We start from the raw sequence: 17,132 nt of genomic DNA on the forward strand, positions 1-17,132 counted from the left end.
CGCGATCGCTGGAAAAGCCCTGTCTCGCGACGGGGCTTTTTCGTTTGTGGGGTGAGTCTCTTGCAAAACTGTTTGTATGGGCTGCCAGCGCTGGATGTTACGGCCGTTGATCGGGGTCGCTGCGCTCATTTTTGCAAGAGTCTTATGTCTTAGTGTTTTTCGGCTCGCCCGTGCGGCGAGAGGCGTTTTGTTATGAAGTTCGTTGATGAAGTTTCGATCCGAGTAAAAGCTGGCGACGGCGGCAATGGCTGCATGAGTTTCCGTCGGGAAAAGTTCATCGAAAACGGTGGTCCGAACGGTGGTGATGGTGGCGATGGCGGCTCGATCTACATGATCGCCGACGAAAACCTCAATACCCTGGTGGACTACCGCTACACCCGTCATTTCGATGCCGAGCGCGGCTCCAATGGCGGCAGTACCGATTGCACTGGCAAGAAGGGTGAGGATCTCGAGCTGCGCGTACCGGTCGGCACCACGGTGATCGACGCCGGGACCCAGGAAGTGATCGGTGACCTGACCAAGGCTGGTCAGCGTTTGCTGGTGGTGCAGGGCGGCTGGCACGGTCTGGGTAACACCCGTTTCAAGTCCAGTACCAACCGCGCGCCGCGCCAGACCACGCCGGGCAAGCCGGGTGAGCAGCGTGACCTCAAGCTGGAGCTGAAAGTGCTGGCGGACGTTGGTCTGCTGGGCTTGCCGAATGCCGGTAAGAGCACCTTCATTCGCTCGGTGTCCGCGGCCAAGCCGAAAGTGGCTGACTATCCGTTCACGACCTTGGTGCCGAACCTGGGCGTGGTCAGTGTCGACCGCTGGAAGAGCTTCGTGATCGCCGACATTCCGGGTCTGATCGAAGGCGCTTCGGATGGTGCGGGCCTGGGGATCCGTTTCCTCAAGCACCTGGCGCGCACTCGTCTGCTGTTGCATCTCGTGGACATGGCGCCACTGGATGAAAGCAGTCCGGCCGATGCGGCGGAAGTGATCGTCAATGAGCTGACCAAGTTCAGCCCGTCCCTGGCTGAGCGTGATCGCTGGCTGGTGCTGAACAAATGCGACCAGATCCTCGAGGAAGAGCATGAGGCGCGGGTCAAGGAGATCGTCGATCGCCTGGGGTGGACCGGTCCGGTGTACGTGATCTCGGCTATTTCCAAAGACGGTACCGAGCGCCTGAGTCGCGACATCATGCGGTATCTGGAAGATCGTGCCGATCGTCTGGCGGCCGACCCGGCCTACGCCGACGAATTGGCTGAGCTCGATCAGCGTATCGAGGACGAGGCGCGTGCCCAGTTGCAGGCTCTGGACGACCAGCGTGCCCTGCGCCGCAGCGGCGTGAAGAGCGTGCACGACATCGGCGACGATGATTGGGATGAGGAAGATGTGGATGACGAAGATGGTCCGGAAATCATTTACGTCCGCGACTGATTCGTTGCAGTAAACTACAAGCGCCGCTCACTGAGCGGCGTTTTAGTATCCGGGAAACGTAGCCACGAATAACTTTATGGGCGCGCTCGGTCGCGTGGCTCTCAAGCTAAGGTTGAAGAAGATGCGGAGTAAGGTGACAGGTGCGCAGCGCTGGGTCGTGAAGATCGGCAGTGCGCTGCTGACGGCGGACGGCAAAGGGCTGGATCGCGCGGCAATGGGTGTCTGGGTCGAGCAGATGGTGGCCTTGCATGGGGCCGGTGTCGAGCTGGTATTGGTTTCCTCCGGCGCGGTCGCGGCCGGCATGAGCCGCCTGGGCTGGACCGCACGACCGAGTGCGATGCATGAGCTGCAGGCGGCCGCGGCCATTGGCCAGATGGGCCTGGTGCAGGCCTGGGAGTCGAGCTTTGCCGAGCACGGCTTGCACACCGCGCAGATTCTGCTGACCCATGACGACCTGTCCGACCGCAAGCGTTACCTCAATGCCCGCAGCACCTTGCGTGCGCTGGTCGAGCTCAAGGTGATTCCGGTCATCAATGAAAACGACACCGTGGTTACCGATGAGATCCGCTTCGGCGACAACGACACCCTGGCGGCCCTGGTGGCCAACCTGGTCGAGGCCGATCTGCTGGTGATTCTCACGGATCGCGACGGCATGTTCGATGCGGACCCCCGTAATAATCCCGATGCTCAGCTGATTTACGAGGCGCGTGCCGACGATCCGGCGCTGGACGCAGTGGCGGGTGGCACGGGTGGCGCGCTGGGGCGTGGCGGTATGCAGACCAAGCTGCGCGCGGCGCGTCTGGCAGCCCGTTCCGGGGCGCACACCATCATTGTCGGTGGGCGTCTGGAGCGTGTGCTGGATCGTCTCAAGGCGGGTGAGCGCCTGGGGACCTTGCTGTCGCCTGAGCGCGGCATGCTGGCGGCGCGCAAGCAATGGCTGGCTGGGCACCTGCAAACCCGTGGCACCCTGGTGTTGGACGATGGTGCGGTGTCGGCCTTGTCCCAAGGCAACAAAAGCTTGCTGCCGGTGGGGGTCAAGCTGGTTCAGGGCAGCTTCCGTCGTGGCGAGATGGTGGTATGCGTGGCGCCGGACGGGCGTGAAATCGCCCGCGGCCTGGCCAACTACAGCGCCCTGGAAGCGCAAAAAATCATCGGTCAGTCCTCTGATGCGATTGTCGGTTTGTTGGGGTACATGGCTGAGCCCGAGCTGGTTCACCGTGACAACCTGATTCTGGTCTAAGGAAAAACCAATGCGTGTAGCAAAAGGGTTGTTGGGGTTGCTGTTGGCGATGCCGCTGCTGGCCTGCGCTGAAGAAATCGGCCAGGTGTCGACGGTGTTCAAATTTGTCGGGCCTAATGACCGCATTGTGGTCGAGGCCTTCGACGATCCGAAGGTGGAGGGCGTGACCTGCTACCTGTCGCGCGCCAAGACCGGTGGCGTGAAGGGTGGGTTGGGTCTGGCGGAAGATCGCGCCGAAGCCTCCATTGCCTGTCGTCAGGTCGGCCCGATCAGCTTCAAGGGTGAGCTCAAGGATGGCGAAGAGGTATTCAAGGAGCGCACTTCGCTGGTGTTCAAGACCATGCAGGTGGTGCGTTTCCTCGACAAGAAGCGCAATACCCTGGTGTACCTGGTCTATAGCGATCGGTTGATCGAGGGCAGTCCGCAGAATGCGGTGACGGCGATTCCGATCCTGCCTTGGGCGCAGACTCCGTAACGGTCTTTAGGGCTGGCTCCTGCAGTGGTTATTCCCTGTGGGGGCTGCCGGTCGATGTTCGATTACTGGCGATAGTGGTTTGCTGGTCAAGGCAGTAAATCGCAGGCAATAAAAAACCGACCCTGAGGTCGGTTTTTTAACAAGCGTGTCGCTTAGGCTGCAGCAGCAAGGTTCAGAGCCTTGATGTGGCCATTCAGACGACCTTTATGGCGAGCAGCTTTGTTCTTGTGGATGATGCCTTTATCGGCCATGCGGTCGATAACTGGCACGGCCAGAACATAAGCAGCTTGCGCTTTTTCAGCGTCTTTTGCGTCGATGGCCTTAACTACATTCTTGATGTAGGTACGAACCATGGAACGCAGGCTGGCGTTGTGGCTGCGACGCTTCTCAGCCTGTTTTGCACGTTTTTTGGCGGAAGGTGAGTTGGCCACCGTCGAGCTCCTCGAAAGACTTTTTGGGAAATAGCAAACAAAATAGGCCGCGAATCATGCCGATGAGTTGAAGGCTTGTCAAGGGCAGGTGATGCGTTCCGCTGAGTGGTTGGATCTGAAGAGGCGGGATATTTATTTCCGGCGCTTGACCTGTAAACTCGCGAGCTTTGGCTCTGTGCTGTTGCGGCGCGGAGTATCGCACAAGTGGGCGCATTGTTCGCCTGCTGTTTATCTACAGGCAAAAAACCTTTCCATGAACCTGCTCAAGTCGTTGGCCGCTGTCAGCTCTATCACCATGCTTTCCCGGGTTCTGGGGTTCGTGCGCGATACCATCATTGCGCGTACATTCGGCGCCGGAATGGCGACGGACGCCTTTTTCATCGCCTTCAAGCTGCCCAACCTGCTGCGTCGCATCTTTGCCGAGGGGGCTTTTTCCCAGGCCTTTGTGCCGATCCTGGCGGAATACAAAAGCCAGCAGGGTGAGGAGGCGACCCGGACCTTTATTGCCTATGTGTCCGGCCTGCTGACCCTGGTGCTGGCGCTGGTGACGGCGCTGGGGATCATCGCCGCGCCCTGGGTGATCTGGGCGACGGCGCCAGGTTTTGTCGACACCCCGGAAAAATTCACGCTGACCACCGATCTGTTGCGCGTGACCTTTCCTTATATATTGCTGATCTCGTTGTCCTCTCTGGCGGGGGCGATCCTCAATACCTGGAACCGCTTTTCGGTCCCGGCGTTCGTGCCGACGTTGCTGAACGTCGCCATGATCGTCTTCTCGGTATTCCTGACACCTTATTTCGATCCGCCAGTCATGGCCCTGGGCTGGGCGGTTCTGGCGGGTGGCCTGGCGCAGTTGCTGTATCAGCTGCCGCACCTGAAAAAGATCGGCATGCTCGTGCTACCGCGCCTGAACCTGCGCGACACTGGGGTCTGGCGGGTGCTGAAGCAGATGCTGCCGGCCATTCTCGGGGTCTCGGTGAGCCAGATCTCGCTGATCATCAATACCATCTTCGCCTCGTTCCTGGTGGCTGGCTCGGTGTCCTGGATGTATTACGCGGATCGCCTGATGGAGCTGCCTTCGGGGGTTCTGGGAGTGGCGCTGGGCACGATCCTGCTGCCGACGCTGGCCAAGACTTACGCCAACAAGGATCGGCATGAATATTCGCGGATTCTCGATTGGGGCCTGCGCCTGTGCTTCATGCTGGTGCTGCCTTGCGCGCTGGCCCTGGGGATTCTGGCGGAGCCATTGACGGTGTCGCTGTTCCAGTACGGCCAGTTCAGCGCCTTCGACGCCTCGATGACCCAGCGTGCGCTGGTCGCGTATTCGGTCGGTTTGCTCGCGATCATTGTGATCAAGGTGCTGGCACCGGGTTTCTATGCCCAGCAAAACATCCGTACCCCGGTGAAAATTGCGATTTTCACCCTGATCGTCACGCAACTGCTGAACCTGGCGTTCATCGGCCCGCTGAAACATGCGGGCCTGGCGCTGGCGATCAGCGCCGGGGCCTGTATCAACGCGGGTTTGCTGTTCTATCAGCTGCGCAAGCAGCAGATGTTCCTGCCGCAACCTGGCTGGGGCAAGTTTGCCCTCAAGCTGGTCGTCGCGGTGAGCGTGATGTCGGCGGTGTTGCTGGGGCTGATGCAGTTCATGCCGGCCTGGGATCAGGGGAATATGCTCGCACGCTTCCTGCGTCTGGGTGTGCTGGTGGTGGCGGGCGTGGTGGCCTATTTCGGCATGCTGGCGTTGTTCGGCTTCCGTCTGCGCGACTTCAATCGCAAGGCGTTGCACTGAGGTCCTGAGGCACTTGGACGCCGGCGAGGCAGTGGTTTTGTCGGTTCGATCACTTTGGCGCGTGCTGTTGCCTGTCACCGGCCGTCGGGTGTGGTTATAATCGACCACTTTATGAGCAAGAAGCGCGTTATGCAGCTGGTCCGAGGCCTCCACAACCTGCGCCCCCAGCATCGGGGCTGTGTCGCCACTATTGGCAACTTCGACGGTGTTCACCGTGGCCACCAGGCTATCCTGGGCCGGCTGCGTGAGCGTGCGCTTGAGTTGGGCGTGCCCAGCTGCGTGGTGATATTCGAGCCGCAGCCTCGCGAGTTCTTCGCTCCGGATACCGCCCCGGCCCGCCTGGCACGCTTGCGCGACAAGCTGCAGTTGCTGGCCGAGGAGGGCGTCGACCGGGTCCTGTGCCTGGCGTTCAACCAGCGCTTGAGCAAGCTCAGCGCCAGTGAATTCGTCGAGACCATCCTGGTCGACGGCCTGGGTGTGCAGCACCTGGAAGTCGGCGATGATTTTCGTTTTGGCTGCGACCGGGTCGGTGATTTCGATTTCCTGCAAAAGGCCGGTATCACCCACGGTTTTACCGTCGAGGCCGCGCAGACCGTCGAACTGGATGGCCTGCGCGTCAGCAGCACCCAGGTCCGCAATGCGCTGGCGGCTGCCGATTTCGTATTGGCCGAGCGTCTGCTCGGTCGCCCGTTCCGCATCGCCGGGCGGGTCCTGCACGGGCAGAAGCTGGCGCGCCAGTTGGGTACGCCAACCATCAATGTGCAGCTCAAGCGCCGTCGCGTACCGTTGTCCGGGGTGTACCTGGTCGATGTCGACATCGACGGCAAGACCTGGCCGGGCGTCGCCAATATCGGCGTGCGGCCGACGGTAGCAGGTGATGGCAAGGCCCACCTGGAAGTCCATCTTTTAGATTTTGCCGGCGATCTGTATGACCGGCGTTTGACGGTGGTTTTCCACCACAAGCTGCGTGAAGAGCAGCGTTTCGCCTCTCTGGAGGCGCTGAAGACGGCGATCAACGCGGATGTCGCCGCCGCCCGTGCCGAAGTTGCACGTATCCATAGCGCCAATCGCTAATGAAGAGCCTTAAATGACCGACTATAAAGCCACGCTAAACCTTCCGGACACCGCCTTCCCAATGAAGGCCGGCCTGCCTCAGCGCGAACCGCAGATTCTGCAGCGCTGGGACAGCATTGGCCTGTACGGTAAGTTGCGCGAAATTGGCAAGGATCGTCCGAAGTTCGTACTTCACGACGGTCCGCCCTACGCCAACGGCTCGATTCACATCGGTCATGCGGTCAACAAGATTCTCAAGGACATGATCATCCGCTCGAAGACCCTGGCGGGCTTCGACGCGCCTTATGTTCCGGGTTGGGACTGCCACGGTCTGCCGATCGAGCACAAGGTCGAGGTCACCCACGGCAAGAACCTGTCCTCGGACAAGACCCGTGAGCTGTGCCGTGCCTACGCCACCGAGCAGATCGAAGGCCAGAAAGCCGAGTTCATCCGCCTCGGCGTGCTGGGCGACTGGGCCAACCCGTACAAGACCATGGATTTTGCCAACGAAGCCGGGGAAATCCGCGCCCTGGCGGAAATGGTCAAGGGCGGTTTCGTGTTCAAGGGCCTCAAGCCGGTGAACTGGTGCTTCGACTGCGGCTCGGCCCTGGCTGAAGCGGAAGTCGAGTACCAGGACAAGAAGTCCTCGACCATCGACGTGGCCTTCCCGATTGCCGACGAAGCCAAGCTGGCCGCCGCCTTTGGCCTGGCCAAGCTGAGCAAGCCGGCTTCGATCGTGATCTGGACCACCACTCCGTGGACCATCCCGGCCAACCAGGCGTTGAACGTTCACCCTGAGTTCAACTACGCCCTGGTCGACGCTGGCGACAAGCTGCTGGTGCTGGCCGAGGAGCTGGTGGAGTCCTGCCTGGCTCGCTACAACCTGGAAGGCTCGGTCATCGCCACCGCCCCGGGTTCGGCGCTGGAGCTGATCAACTTCCGTCACCCGTTCTACGATCGTCTGTCGCCGGTGTACCTGGCTGACTACGTCGAGCTGGGCGCGGGTACCGGCGTGGTTCACTCCTCGCCAGCCTACGGCGAAGACGACTTCGTGACCTGCAAGCGTTACGGCATGGTCAACGACGACATCCTCAACCCAGTGCAGAGCAATGGTGTTTACGCCACCTCGCTGGAGTTCTTCGGCGGCCAGTTCATCTGGAAGGCCAACCCGGCCATCGTCGACAAGCTGACTGAAGTCGGTGCGCTGCTGCACACCGAAACCATCAGCCACAGCTACATGCATTGCTGGCGCCACAAGACCCCGCTGATCTACCGCGCCACCGCGCAGTGGTTCGTCGGCATGGACAAGCAGCCAACCAGCGGTAACACCCTGCGCCAGCGTGCGTTGCAGGCCATCGAAGAGACTCAGTTCGTGCCGGCCTGGGGCCAGGCGCGCCTGCATTCGATGATCGCCAACCGTCCGGACTGGTGCATCTCCCGTCAGCGCAACTGGGGCGTGCCGATCCCGTTCTTCCTGCACAAGGAAAGCGGCGAACTGCACCCACGCACCGTCGAGTTGATGGAAATCGTTGCCAAGCGTGTCGAGCACGAAGGCATCGAAGCCTGGTTCAAGATGGACGCGGCCGAGTTGCTGGGTGACGAAGCCCCGCAATACGACAAGATCAGCGACACCCTGGACGTCTGGTTCGACTCCGGTACCACTCACTGGCACGTGCTGCGCGGCTCGCACCCGATGGGCCACGCCAGCGGCCCGCGTGCCGACCTGTACCTGGAAGGTTCCGACCAGCACCGCGGCTGGTTCCACTCGTCCCTGCTGACCGGCTGCGCGATCGATGGCAATGCGCCGTATCGCGAACTGCTGACCCACGGTTTCACCGTCGACGAGAACGGCCGCAAGATGTCCAAGTCCCTGGGCAACGTGATCGCGCCGCAGAAGGTCAACGACACCCTGGGCGCCGACATCATGCGCCTGTGGGTCTCGGCCACCGACTACTCCGGTGAAATGGCGGTTTCCGACCAGATCCTGCAGCGCAGCGCCGACGCCTACCGGCGTATCCGCAACACCGCGCGCTTCCTGCTTTCCAACCTGAGCGGCTTCAACCCGGCCACCGATATCCTGCCGGCCGAAGAAATGCTCGCCCTGGACCGTTGGGCCGTGGACCGTACCCTGCTGCTGCAGCGCGAGCTGGAACTGCACTACGGCGAGTACCGCTTCTGGAACGTCTACTCCAAGGTGCACAACTTCTGTGTGCAGGAGCTGGGCGGTTTCTACCTGGACATCATCAAGGACCGCCAGTACACCACTGGCGCCGACAGCAAGGCCCGTCGTTCGTGCCAGACCGCGCTGTTCCACATCTCCGAAGCGCTGGTGCGCTGGATCGCGCCGATCCTCGCCTTCACCGCCGACGAGCTGTGGCAGTACCTGCCGGGCGAGCGCAACGAGTCGGTCATGCTCAACACCTGGTACCAGGGCCTCAGCGAGCTGCCGGAAGGCTTCGAGCTGGACCGTGCCTACTGGGAGCGGATCATGGCGGTCAAGGTCGCGGTCAACAAGGAAATGGAAATCCAGCGCGCGGCCAAGGCCGTCGGTGGCAACCTGCAAGCCGAAGTGACCCTGTACGCCGAGGAAGCGTTGAGCGCCGACCTGGCCAAGCTGAGCAACGAGCTGCGCTTCGTGCTGATCACCTCCACCGCCAGCGTTGCGCCTTTCGCGCAGGCACCGGCGGATGCGGTGGAAACCGAAGTCGCCGGCCTCAAGCTGAAAGTGGTCAAGTCGAGCTTCGCCAAGTGCGCCCGTTGCTGGCACTGCCGTGAAGATGTCGGCGTGCACCCCGAGCACCCGGAAATCTGCGGTCGCTGCGTCGACAACATCAGCGGCGCAGGCGAGGTTCGTCACTATGCCTAATGCCGCGGGCCGTTTCGGCCGTCTGGGCTGGCTGTGGTTGAGCGTGCTGGTCCTGGTCATCGACCAGGCCAGCAAGTTGCACTTCGAAAGCTCGCTGTCGATGTATCAGCAGATCGTGGTGATCCCGGATTACTTCAGCTGGACCCTGGCCTACAACACCGGCGCGGCATTCAGCTTCCTGGCGGACAGCTCGGGCTGGCAGCGCTGGTTGTTTGCCCTGATCGCGGTGGTGGTCAGCGCGGTGCTGGTGGTCTGGCTCAAGCGCCTGGGGCGCAACGAAACCTGGCTGGCGGTCGCCCTGGCACTGGTGCTGGGCGGCGCGCTGGGCAACCTGTATGACCGCATCGCCCTGGGCCATGTGATCGATTTCATCCTGGTGCATTGGCAGAACCGCTGGTATTTCCCGGCGTTCAACTTTGCCGACAGCGCCATCAGCGTAGGTGCGGTGATGCTTGCGCTGGATATGTTCAAAAGCAAGAAAACCGGAGAAGCCGTTCATGACTGAACAGGTATTGGCTGAACAACGCATCGGCCAGAACACGGAAGTCACTTTGCATTTCGCATTGCGCCTGGAGAACGGCGACACGGTGGACAGCACCTTCGACAAGGCCCCGGCGACCTTCAAGGTCGGTGACGGCAACCTGTTGCCAGGTTTTGAAGCGGCCCTGTTCGGTTTCAAGGCGGGTGACAAGCGCAGCCTGAACATCGAGCCGGAAAACGCCTTTGGCCAGCCGAACCCGCAAAACGTGCAGATCATCCCGCGTTCGCAGTTCCAGGATATGGAGCTGTCCGAAGGCCTGCTGGTGATCTTCAACGATGCGGCGAATACCGAGCTGCCAGGCGTGGTCAAAGCTTTTGATGACGCCCAGGTGACGGTTGATTTCAACCATCCGTTGGCCGGTAAAACCTTGACCTTTGATGTCGAGATCATCGACGTTAAAGCGCTTTAAAGGCATCGCGAGCCGGCTCGCGTCTACAGTCTCCGTAGGGTTGCTGTAGGCGCGAGCAGGCCAGCGAGCAATCGCGAAGCGGTTGCACCGAATATTCCTTGCCCGCAAGACACGAGGCACAGCATGCAAATCAAACTCGCCAACCCCCGTGGCTTCTGCGCTGGCGTGGACCGCGCGATCGAAATCGTCAATCGCGCCCTGGAGGTCTTCGGGCCGCCGATCTACGTGCGTCATGAAGTGGTGCACAACAAATTTGTCGTCGAAGACCTGCGCGCTCGCGGCGCGATCTTTGTCGAGGAGCTGGACCAGGTGCCGGATGACGTCATCGTGATCTTCAGCGCCCACGGCGTTTCCCAGGCCGTGCGCAGCGAAGCGGCGGGCCGTGGCCTGAAAGTCTTCGATGCGACCTGCCCGCTGGTGACCAAGGTGCATATCGAAGTGGCGCGCTACAGCCGCGACGGTCGCGAATGCATCCTGATCGGCCATGCCGGCCACCCGGAAGTCGAAGGCACCATGGGCCAGTACGACGCCAGCAATGGCGGTGCGATCTACCTGGTGGAAGACGAGCAAGACGTCGCCGAGCTGCAGGTGCGCAATCCTGAAAAGCTGGCGTTCGTTACCCAGACCACCTTGTCGATGGACGACACCAGCCGGGTCATCGATGCCTTGCGCCAGCGTTTCCCGGCGATTGGCGGGCCGCGCAAGGACGACATCTGCTACGCCACGCAGAACCGTCAGGACGCGGTCAAGCAACTGGCCGACGAGTGCGATGTGGTACTGGTGGTGGGCAGCCCGAACAGCTCCAACTCCAACCGCCTGCGTGAGCTGGCCGAGCGCATGGCCACCCCGGCGTACCTGATCGACGGCGCCGAGGACATGCAACGCAGTTGGTTCGATGGCGTCGAGCGCATCGGCATCACCGCCGGGGCTTCGGCTCCCGAGGTGCTGGTACGGGGCGTGATCGAGCAGTTGCACGCCTGGGGCGCTACCGGCGCCGACGAATTGGCCGGCCGCGAAGAAAACATCACTTTCTCCATGCCCAAAGAGCTGCGCGTTCGCTCCCTGCTCTGATCAGCCCTGTCTGTCGCATAACGCCTGCGCGGCCTTGTCGCTGCGCAGGCTGACCCGCCCACTGCGGGAAAGCACCACCTGGTGCTGGCTCGTTCCCGGATCGGCCGCGCAGATGTGCAGCGTCCCGGCCTGAAAGGCGCCGCTGGGCAGCTGCGGATCACCCAGGCCACTGAAGCGCACGAAATGCTCCACTGGGCGATTGCCGACAATCGCCACCCGGGCGTCCCCCCGGCGTTCAAGCAATACCGGGTTATCGCTGTCCTGCGGGCCCTCGCCGCTGATATCCAGAATGATCCGCCAGCCTTGGCTCCAGTCGTCGTTCAACCCGTGAATCACGGTTCGCTGCTGACGCAGGATGGCTTCGGTGCGCGCATTGCGAATACCGCTGGCAAGCATCTGCGCGGCATCCAGCCGGCGTGTCGACTGGAACAACTCCCCGAATGAGGTGGTGGCGAACAGCATCAGCAGGCTGGCAAGCGCCAGGCCCACGATTATTTCGATCAGGCCGAAACCCTTCTGCGGCATGGTTCTCCCTCCATGGAGTGCGCCAGGTCCGGACAATCCTTGCCCGGCCATTGAGCAAAACCTCAAACCCTCGGTCTATGAAGGTTCGAAGTGCCAGGGCCAGTTATAGCCGCTGGCCGCTCAAGGGGATGGCATGCGTCACCGTACAGAAGGTTTCACGCTGATCGAATTACTGGTGGCCCTGGCAGTTTCGGCGGTTTTGTTGACCCTGGTGGTTCCTGCGTTCAGTCAGATGGCGCAGCGCTCCAAGGCCGACAGCGACATCAGCGAACTGCTGCGCAGCTTGAATTACGCGCGTCTGGAGGCGATCGACAGCGGCTTGCCGGTGCACCTGCGCCCGGCCGCGGTCGATTCGAACTGGAGCCGGGGGCTGTCGATTTATCAAGGCGACGGACCGGCGACGAATGTATTGCGGGTTGTTCCCGCGGTCAGTCGCGGCGCCCGGCTGACGCTAACCTCTGAATTCGACAGCATTGGCTTCAACGCGTTGGGCGGTGTATCGGCAGCGGTCCCGCCGGTCATGACTTATGTGCTGGGCGAGCAACACAGGACGATCACGCTGTGCCTGAATGGACGGATAGCGGTAAACGGGGAGTGCCAATGACGGGCAGGAGCGTGCAGGCCGGAATGACGCTGATCGAGGTGCTGGTGGCGGTGCTGATTCTCGGCGTCGGCCTGCTCGGTGCGGCGGCGGTCCAGCTCAATGCCCTGCGCTACACCGACAGTGCATTGATGACCAGCCAGGCCAGCTTCATCGCCTATGACATGCTCGATCGCATCCGCGCCAACAGCGCCGCGGACTACACCGTGGCAGCTCCCGAGGCCGGCAATTTCGGTGTGGTTCGGGACCAGGACCTCTATGACTTCCAGCGCAATGTCGAGAGTTTCGGCGGGCCGACCGCCGAGGGCCATATCAGCCTCAAACAGGGCGTGTTCACCATCAGCATCACCTGGGACGACGCCCGTGCCGCCCATGTTTCTGCCCAGCCTGCTGAAGGCTCCCGCAGTTTTGTCCTGAGCAGCCGGGTGGCGGTGGATCCGGGGAGCAAGCCATGAGACGCGGGAACAGCGGTTTCGGTCTGATCGAAATGCTGGTGGCGCTGGCGTTGAGCCTGATCGTGGCCTTGGGCGTGACGCAGATTTTCATCTCGGCCAAAAACACCTATGTCAGCCAGAACGCTTCGGCCAGCCTGCAAGAGGATGCGCGCTTCGTGCTGAGCAAGATGATCCAGGAGATACGCATGGTCGGCATGTTCGGCTGCCTGCAGAGCATCGCCGATGCCAGCATTGCCGCGGACTTCGCCGGCCATGCGCAAACGCCGATCCGCTGGGACAACGCCAACCACCGGCTGACGCTGGTCACGGCCGATATCGGCGACAGCGGTGGCGCCCCGACCTGGACCGTGCTGAGCGATTGCCGCAATAGCGCCACCGCTTATACCGGTGCCCGCAAGGCCCTCTCGGGGCAGCAGGCGTTTGCGGTGCGGCGCCTGGTGTACAGCTTGAAGGACGATCAACTGCTGATGGGCACCGGCACTGGCTCCGGCCAGGCGGTGCTGGTGAACAATGTCAGCGCGTTCGACGTGTCGTTCGGCATCGCCAGCACCGCCACGGATGTCGCGGCCTCCAGCTATAGCCGTGATCCCGCAGACCCGGCACGGATCCGCAGCGTGCGTTTGAGCCTGACCCTGAGCGATCCCCAGGCGCGAGTGCGGCCGCAGACGTTCAATGTGGTGGCCGCCTTGCGCAATCGCCTGTTGTGAGGGAGTTGCCGATGACTTCGTATCGAACGGCTCCCGGGGCGCAGCGCGGCATGGCGCTGTTGATGAGCTTGGTGTTCCTGTTGCTGCTGACCTTGATTGGCATTTCGTCGATGCAGAATGCGACCTTGCAGGAAAAGATGGCCGGCGGCCTGTGGCTGCGCAATCAGTCGTTCCAGGCGGCGGAGATGGCGCTGCGCATCGGTGAGAGCGCGGTGCAGCAGGACAGTTATGTATTGGCGGCCTGTAGCGGCGGCCAGTGCGCGCCGCCCGGCGAGTCCGCGGCTGTCAGCGCCGCGGGCCACAACAGCCATTCGGGCGTGACCTGGATCGCCACCGGTAACGGATTTTACGCTGTACAGAACCTCGGTACGACGCTGGGGGCAGTCCATGTGCCGAGCAACACTTCCGCGACCCTGTACCGGGTGACCGCTGTCGGGCTGGCCGGCCACTCGCGCAGCGTGCTGGAGAGCATTTATGCCAAGTATTGAAAGGCCTGGGGGATTGCTGGCTGGCGCTTTGCTGGGCCTCTATCTGAGTGCCCCGGCCTATGGCTTCAGCCCGGCGCAGGCACCTTTGGCGAACGCGGCGGCGGTGGCACCGAATGTGATGCTGCTGCTCGACGATTCGCAGAGCATGAACAGCATTGTCTATGCCCCGGGCTTCGATCCCGGGCTGGCGCGGGCGCCGGTCAGGCCGTGCCGGATGCAGGCGGGCGAATGCCTGGCCGGAGCCAGTCCGAGCGCGGATTCGCTTGCTCTCTCAACGCTGAGCCAGGCGGGCTGCGCCAGCGGTTATGTCGGTTTCTACCGCGACCATGCCCGGTCACAGTGCCTCAAGCTGCCTGATCCCGCGGGGAACGGCCGCACCCGTTATTCGGCTGCCTATTTGGCTTACCTGCTGGCCCTGGCCGACGGTCGCGATCGGGATTTCACCGATGGCTCGATTCCCGTTCAAGACCGGATGACCCTGGTGCGTGAGGCCGCCAGCAAGCTGGTGGCTGACAACCGCGCGCTGCGCATTGGCCTGGCGAGCTTCAACCCGCCAGCGGGCGGCGATCTGGCTCCGGGTGGGCGTATCGTGCGCGCCATCAGCGATCTGGCTCCGGTCGGCGATCAGGTCAGCCGGGCTCAGGCTGACGACAATTACCGGGTATTGCTGTCCGCCATCGGCGGGCTCAGGGCCTCGGCCGAGGCGCCGCTGGCGGAAACCTATTACGAGATCAGCCGTTATTTTCGGGGGCTGACGCCTTACTACAACAGCACGCCCTCTACCTATGGCAGCCCGATCCAGTATCGCTGCCAGCGCAATTACGGCCTGGTGGTGACCGATGGCCTGCCCAGTTACGACCACAGTTTTCCCTCCCGTGAACCCCAGGGGGCGAGCAGCCTGCCAGATTGGGATGGGGTGCCCAATGACGGCATTAATCCTGGTGGTAACGAGGAGGGCAGCAGCTTGTATCTGGATGACATCGCCAAGCTGGCGGTGGATATCGACATGCGCGCGGCAGGCATGGATATCGCGGGGAAAAGCTGGGATTCGGCGGGCTTCGCGCAACAGCACATGAACACTTACACCATCGGTCTCAACGCGCAGTACCCCATGCTGCTGGATGCGGCGAACTATGGCCGGGGCAAGTTCTACCCGGTGACCGACAAGGCGGGGCTCGACGCCGCGCTGGCCTCGGCCCTGGGCGAGGTTTCGGCTTCCACCGCCCAGGCGGGCAGCGCCACGGCGGGGGCCGCCGGGCTGGCCAGCGGTTCGAGTTATTTCCAGGCGTCTTATGACCCCGCCGATTGGCACGGCACCATCAGGGCGTATGGCATCAGCCCCGCTGGTGCGGTCGACACCAGTACGCCGCTGTGGAGCACGGACTCGACCCTGGTTGCCGATGCGTCGCCGGGGATCTTCCAGACCTGGAACAGTGCCTCCCGAACCGCCGTTGCCTTGCGCCATGACCAACTGTCCGGTGCGCAGCAGGCCGCGCTCGCCCAGAACCTGCCGCCCGGCACCACCGCGGCCGATCTACTGGCCTGGAGCCAGGGGAGTAACCGGGCCGGGCTCAAGGTGCGGAGCCGATTGCTGGGAGACATCGTCAACTCGCCGCTGGTCATGGCAGCGCCGACCGCGCAGGACGCCGCCGACCTGCAGGGCGACAGCGACTACAGCGCCTACCTGGCGAGCAAGGCCCAAGGCATGACCCCGAGCCTGCTGGTCAACGCCAATGACGGCCTGCTTTCGCTGATCGACCCTGAGAATGGCCGGCGCCGCTACGCCTATATGCCCTCCAGTGCCTTGCCGCTGCTGCATCACATCGCCGACCCCGGCTACGTCAACGGGGAGCGTCACCGGTTTTTGGCCGATGGCCCGGTGGCGGTCTTCGATGCCCAACTCGGCACGGCCTGGGCAACCCTGGCGCTAGCGGGCACGGGGGCCGGAGGCAAGGTGTTTTACGCGGTGCAGCTGTATGGCCAGGCCGGCAATACGCCGCAGGCGCTGTGGGAAATTGCCGCGCCTGAGGTTGCCGATAACAGCCACCCGTTCAATGACCTGGGTTATGCCTACGCCCGTCCGGAAGTGGCACGCTTGGCCGACGGACGCTGGGCGGTCTTTATCGGCAATGGCTATGGCAGTCATTCCGGGCTCGCCGCCCTGTATGTGGTGGATATTCGCGATGGCTCGTTGATCAGGAAAATCCCGGTCGATGGCAATGGTCAGGAGAGCGGCTTGTCCTCGGTGAAGGTGCGGGTGGACAGCCAGAATGTGGTCCAGGCGGCCTATGGCGGCGACCTTCAGGGCCATCTGTGGAAGTTCGATTTGAGCGGTTCGGCGCCGGACAGCTGGGGTCCGGCCTTTGGCGGTGCTCCGTTGTTCAGCGCTCCGGGTGGCGCGAGCCAGCCGATCACCGCGCAGCCGTTGCTGGTGGATCATCCCGAGGGCGGCAAGCTGGTGCTGTTTGGCACCGGCAAGCTCAGCGAGCTGGCCGACAAGCGCAGCAAGGATGCCCAGGGTTTCTATGCGGTCTGGGATGCCCCGGCTGGGACGGGCCGCATCACCGTGGCTGACCTGCAGGCGCAAGCGATTACCGGGCTGTTTGCCGGCAGCGCGGGCTCCTATATCACCAGCACCCAGGCGGACGTCAGTTATCCGGCCGAGCAGGGCTGGTACCTGCCGCTGGGGGAGGCGTCGAGTGGCGAGCGGGTCATCAATCAGGCCACGCTGGTGGCGGGTCGCATTGTCTTCAGCACCGCCGCTGTCGAGGCGGGTGACCCTTGTTCCAGCGCCGGCAACGGCAAATTGGTCGAGCTGGACGCATTCAGCGGTAAGATGCTCGATGACGCGGTGCTCGACACCAATGGCGATGAAGTGGTCGATGGCCTGGATACGCCTTCCAGCGGTGTCATCTTTACCGGCGGCATTCCTGCATTGAGTGCTGTGCTTAACCGCGCTACCCGCAAAATCGTCAGCGATTCCGGCGGCGGTATCGCCTCCCTGGTCGAGAAACCGGGCGGTGGCAGCCGCCGCATCATGTGGCGACAAATACAGTAAGTGA

Annotated in this window: 16 protein-coding genes; 14 read left to right on the forward strand and 2 right to left on the reverse strand. The window is 62.5% G+C overall.

Annotated elements, in window-relative coordinates; translation table 11 throughout:
• Nucleotides 1–192: 192 nt before the first annotated feature.
• The 3 genes from cgtA (at nt 193) to AC07PQ_RS25100 (ending at nt 3,131) form a co-directional block, all read left to right on the forward strand.
• The gene (cgtA, locus tag AC07PQ_RS25090; protein WP_493186527.1) at nt 193–1,416 is read left to right on the forward strand and encodes an Obg family GTPase CgtA; all 1,224 of its coding nucleotides are present in this window, start codon (nt 193–195) and stop codon (nt 1,414–1,416) included.
• 121 nt (nt 1,417–1,537) lie between these two features.
• Nucleotides 1,538–2,656: a glutamate 5-kinase gene (gene proB / locus AC07PQ_RS25095; protein WP_493186526.1), complete on the forward strand. Its 1,119-nt coding sequence runs from the start codon at nt 1,538–1,540 to the stop codon at nt 2,654–2,656.
• Between the two features lie 10 nt (nt 2,657–2,666).
• Nucleotides 2,667–3,131, forward strand: coding sequence for a CreA family protein (locus tag AC07PQ_RS25100; protein ID WP_007924741.1), 465 nt, complete (start codon nt 2,667–2,669; stop codon nt 3,129–3,131).
• Between the two features lie 152 nt (nt 3,132–3,283).
• Here AC07PQ_RS25100 and rpsT read toward each other — a convergent pair whose 3' ends face one another.
• Nucleotides 3,284–3,562, reverse strand: a complete 279-nt coding sequence (rpsT, locus tag AC07PQ_RS25105; RefSeq protein ID WP_007924739.1) for a 30S ribosomal protein S20 — start codon at nt 3,560–3,562, stop codon at nt 3,284–3,286.
• Between the two features lie 253 nt (nt 3,563–3,815).
• Here rpsT and murJ point away from each other — a divergent pair, with 253 nt between their 5' ends.
• From murJ to ispH, 6 genes are all read left to right on the forward strand, one after another.
• Nucleotides 3,816–5,354, forward strand: coding sequence for a murein biosynthesis integral membrane protein MurJ (gene murJ, locus AC07PQ_RS25110; protein ID WP_009045707.1), 1,539 nt, complete (start codon nt 3,816–3,818; stop codon nt 5,352–5,354).
• 129 nt (nt 5,355–5,483) lie between these two features.
• Nucleotides 5,484–6,428 carry a bifunctional riboflavin kinase/FAD synthetase gene (gene ribF / locus AC07PQ_RS25115; protein ID WP_007924736.1) on the forward strand — a complete coding sequence of 315 codons (945 nt, stop codon included), beginning with the start codon at nt 5,484–5,486 and terminating at the stop codon, nt 6,426–6,428.
• Between the two features lie 13 nt (nt 6,429–6,441).
• On the forward strand, nt 6,442–9,273 hold the full coding sequence (gene ileS, locus AC07PQ_RS25120; RefSeq protein WP_007924735.1) for an isoleucine--tRNA ligase: 2,832 nt from the start codon (nt 6,442–6,444) through the stop codon (nt 9,271–9,273).
• Nucleotides 9,266–9,778, forward strand: coding sequence for a signal peptidase II (gene lspA / locus AC07PQ_RS25125; RefSeq protein WP_025807545.1), 513 nt, complete (start codon nt 9,266–9,268; stop codon nt 9,776–9,778). The genes ileS and lspA overlap by 8 nt, the downstream gene beginning before the upstream one ends.
• 7 nt (nt 9,779–9,785) lie before the next feature.
• Nucleotides 9,786–10,223 carry an FKBP-type peptidyl-prolyl cis-trans isomerase gene (gene fkpB, locus AC07PQ_RS25130; RefSeq protein ID WP_177323788.1) on the forward strand — a complete coding sequence of 146 codons (438 nt, stop codon included), beginning with the start codon at nt 9,786–9,788 and terminating at the stop codon, nt 10,221–10,223.
• Between the two features lie 123 nt (nt 10,224–10,346).
• On the forward strand, nt 10,347–11,294 hold the full coding sequence (gene ispH, locus AC07PQ_RS25135; protein ID WP_007924732.1) for a 4-hydroxy-3-methylbut-2-enyl diphosphate reductase: 948 nt from the start codon (nt 10,347–10,349) through the stop codon (nt 11,292–11,294).
• Here the strand turns inward: ispH and AC07PQ_RS25140 are convergent, their stop codons facing one another.
• On the reverse strand, nt 11,295–11,819 hold the full coding sequence (locus AC07PQ_RS25140) for a GspH/FimT family pseudopilin (protein WP_007924731.1): 525 nt from the start codon (nt 11,817–11,819) through the stop codon (nt 11,295–11,297).
• 133 nt (nt 11,820–11,952) lie between these two features.
• On the opposite strand from AC07PQ_RS25140, the gene AC07PQ_RS25145 reads away from it, so the two are divergent.
• The 5 genes from AC07PQ_RS25145 to AC07PQ_RS25165 are packed head-to-tail and all read left to right on the forward strand — an operon-like array spanning nt 11,953 to nt 17,128.
• The gene (locus tag AC07PQ_RS25145; protein WP_493186525.1) at nt 11,953–12,423 is read left to right on the forward strand and encodes a GspH/FimT family pseudopilin; all 471 of its coding nucleotides are present in this window, start codon (nt 11,953–11,955) and stop codon (nt 12,421–12,423) included.
• A complete protein-coding gene (pilV, locus tag AC07PQ_RS25150) occupies nt 12,420–12,875 on the forward strand; it encodes a type IV pilus modification protein PilV (protein WP_007924729.1) in 456 nt (151 codons plus the stop codon). Before AC07PQ_RS25145 ends, pilV begins: the two co-directional genes overlap by 4 nt.
• Nucleotides 12,872–13,582: a PilW family protein gene (locus AC07PQ_RS25155; RefSeq protein ID WP_007924728.1), complete on the forward strand. Its 711-nt coding sequence runs from the start codon at nt 12,872–12,874 to the stop codon at nt 13,580–13,582. The genes pilV and AC07PQ_RS25155 overlap by 4 nt, the downstream gene beginning before the upstream one ends.
• Before the next feature lie 11 nt (nt 13,583–13,593).
• The gene (locus tag AC07PQ_RS25160; RefSeq protein WP_238437658.1) at nt 13,594–14,070 is read left to right on the forward strand and encodes a pilus assembly PilX family protein; all 477 of its coding nucleotides are present in this window, start codon (nt 13,594–13,596) and stop codon (nt 14,068–14,070) included.
• Nucleotides 14,057–17,128, forward strand: a complete 3,072-nt coding sequence (locus tag AC07PQ_RS25165) for a pilus assembly protein (RefSeq protein ID WP_493186524.1) — start codon at nt 14,057–14,059, stop codon at nt 17,126–17,128. The genes AC07PQ_RS25160 and AC07PQ_RS25165 overlap by 14 nt, the downstream gene beginning before the upstream one ends.
• Nucleotides 17,129–17,132 lie beyond the last annotated feature (4 nt).

The organism is Pseudomonas sp. GW821-FHT09E12, assembly GCF_059416085.1.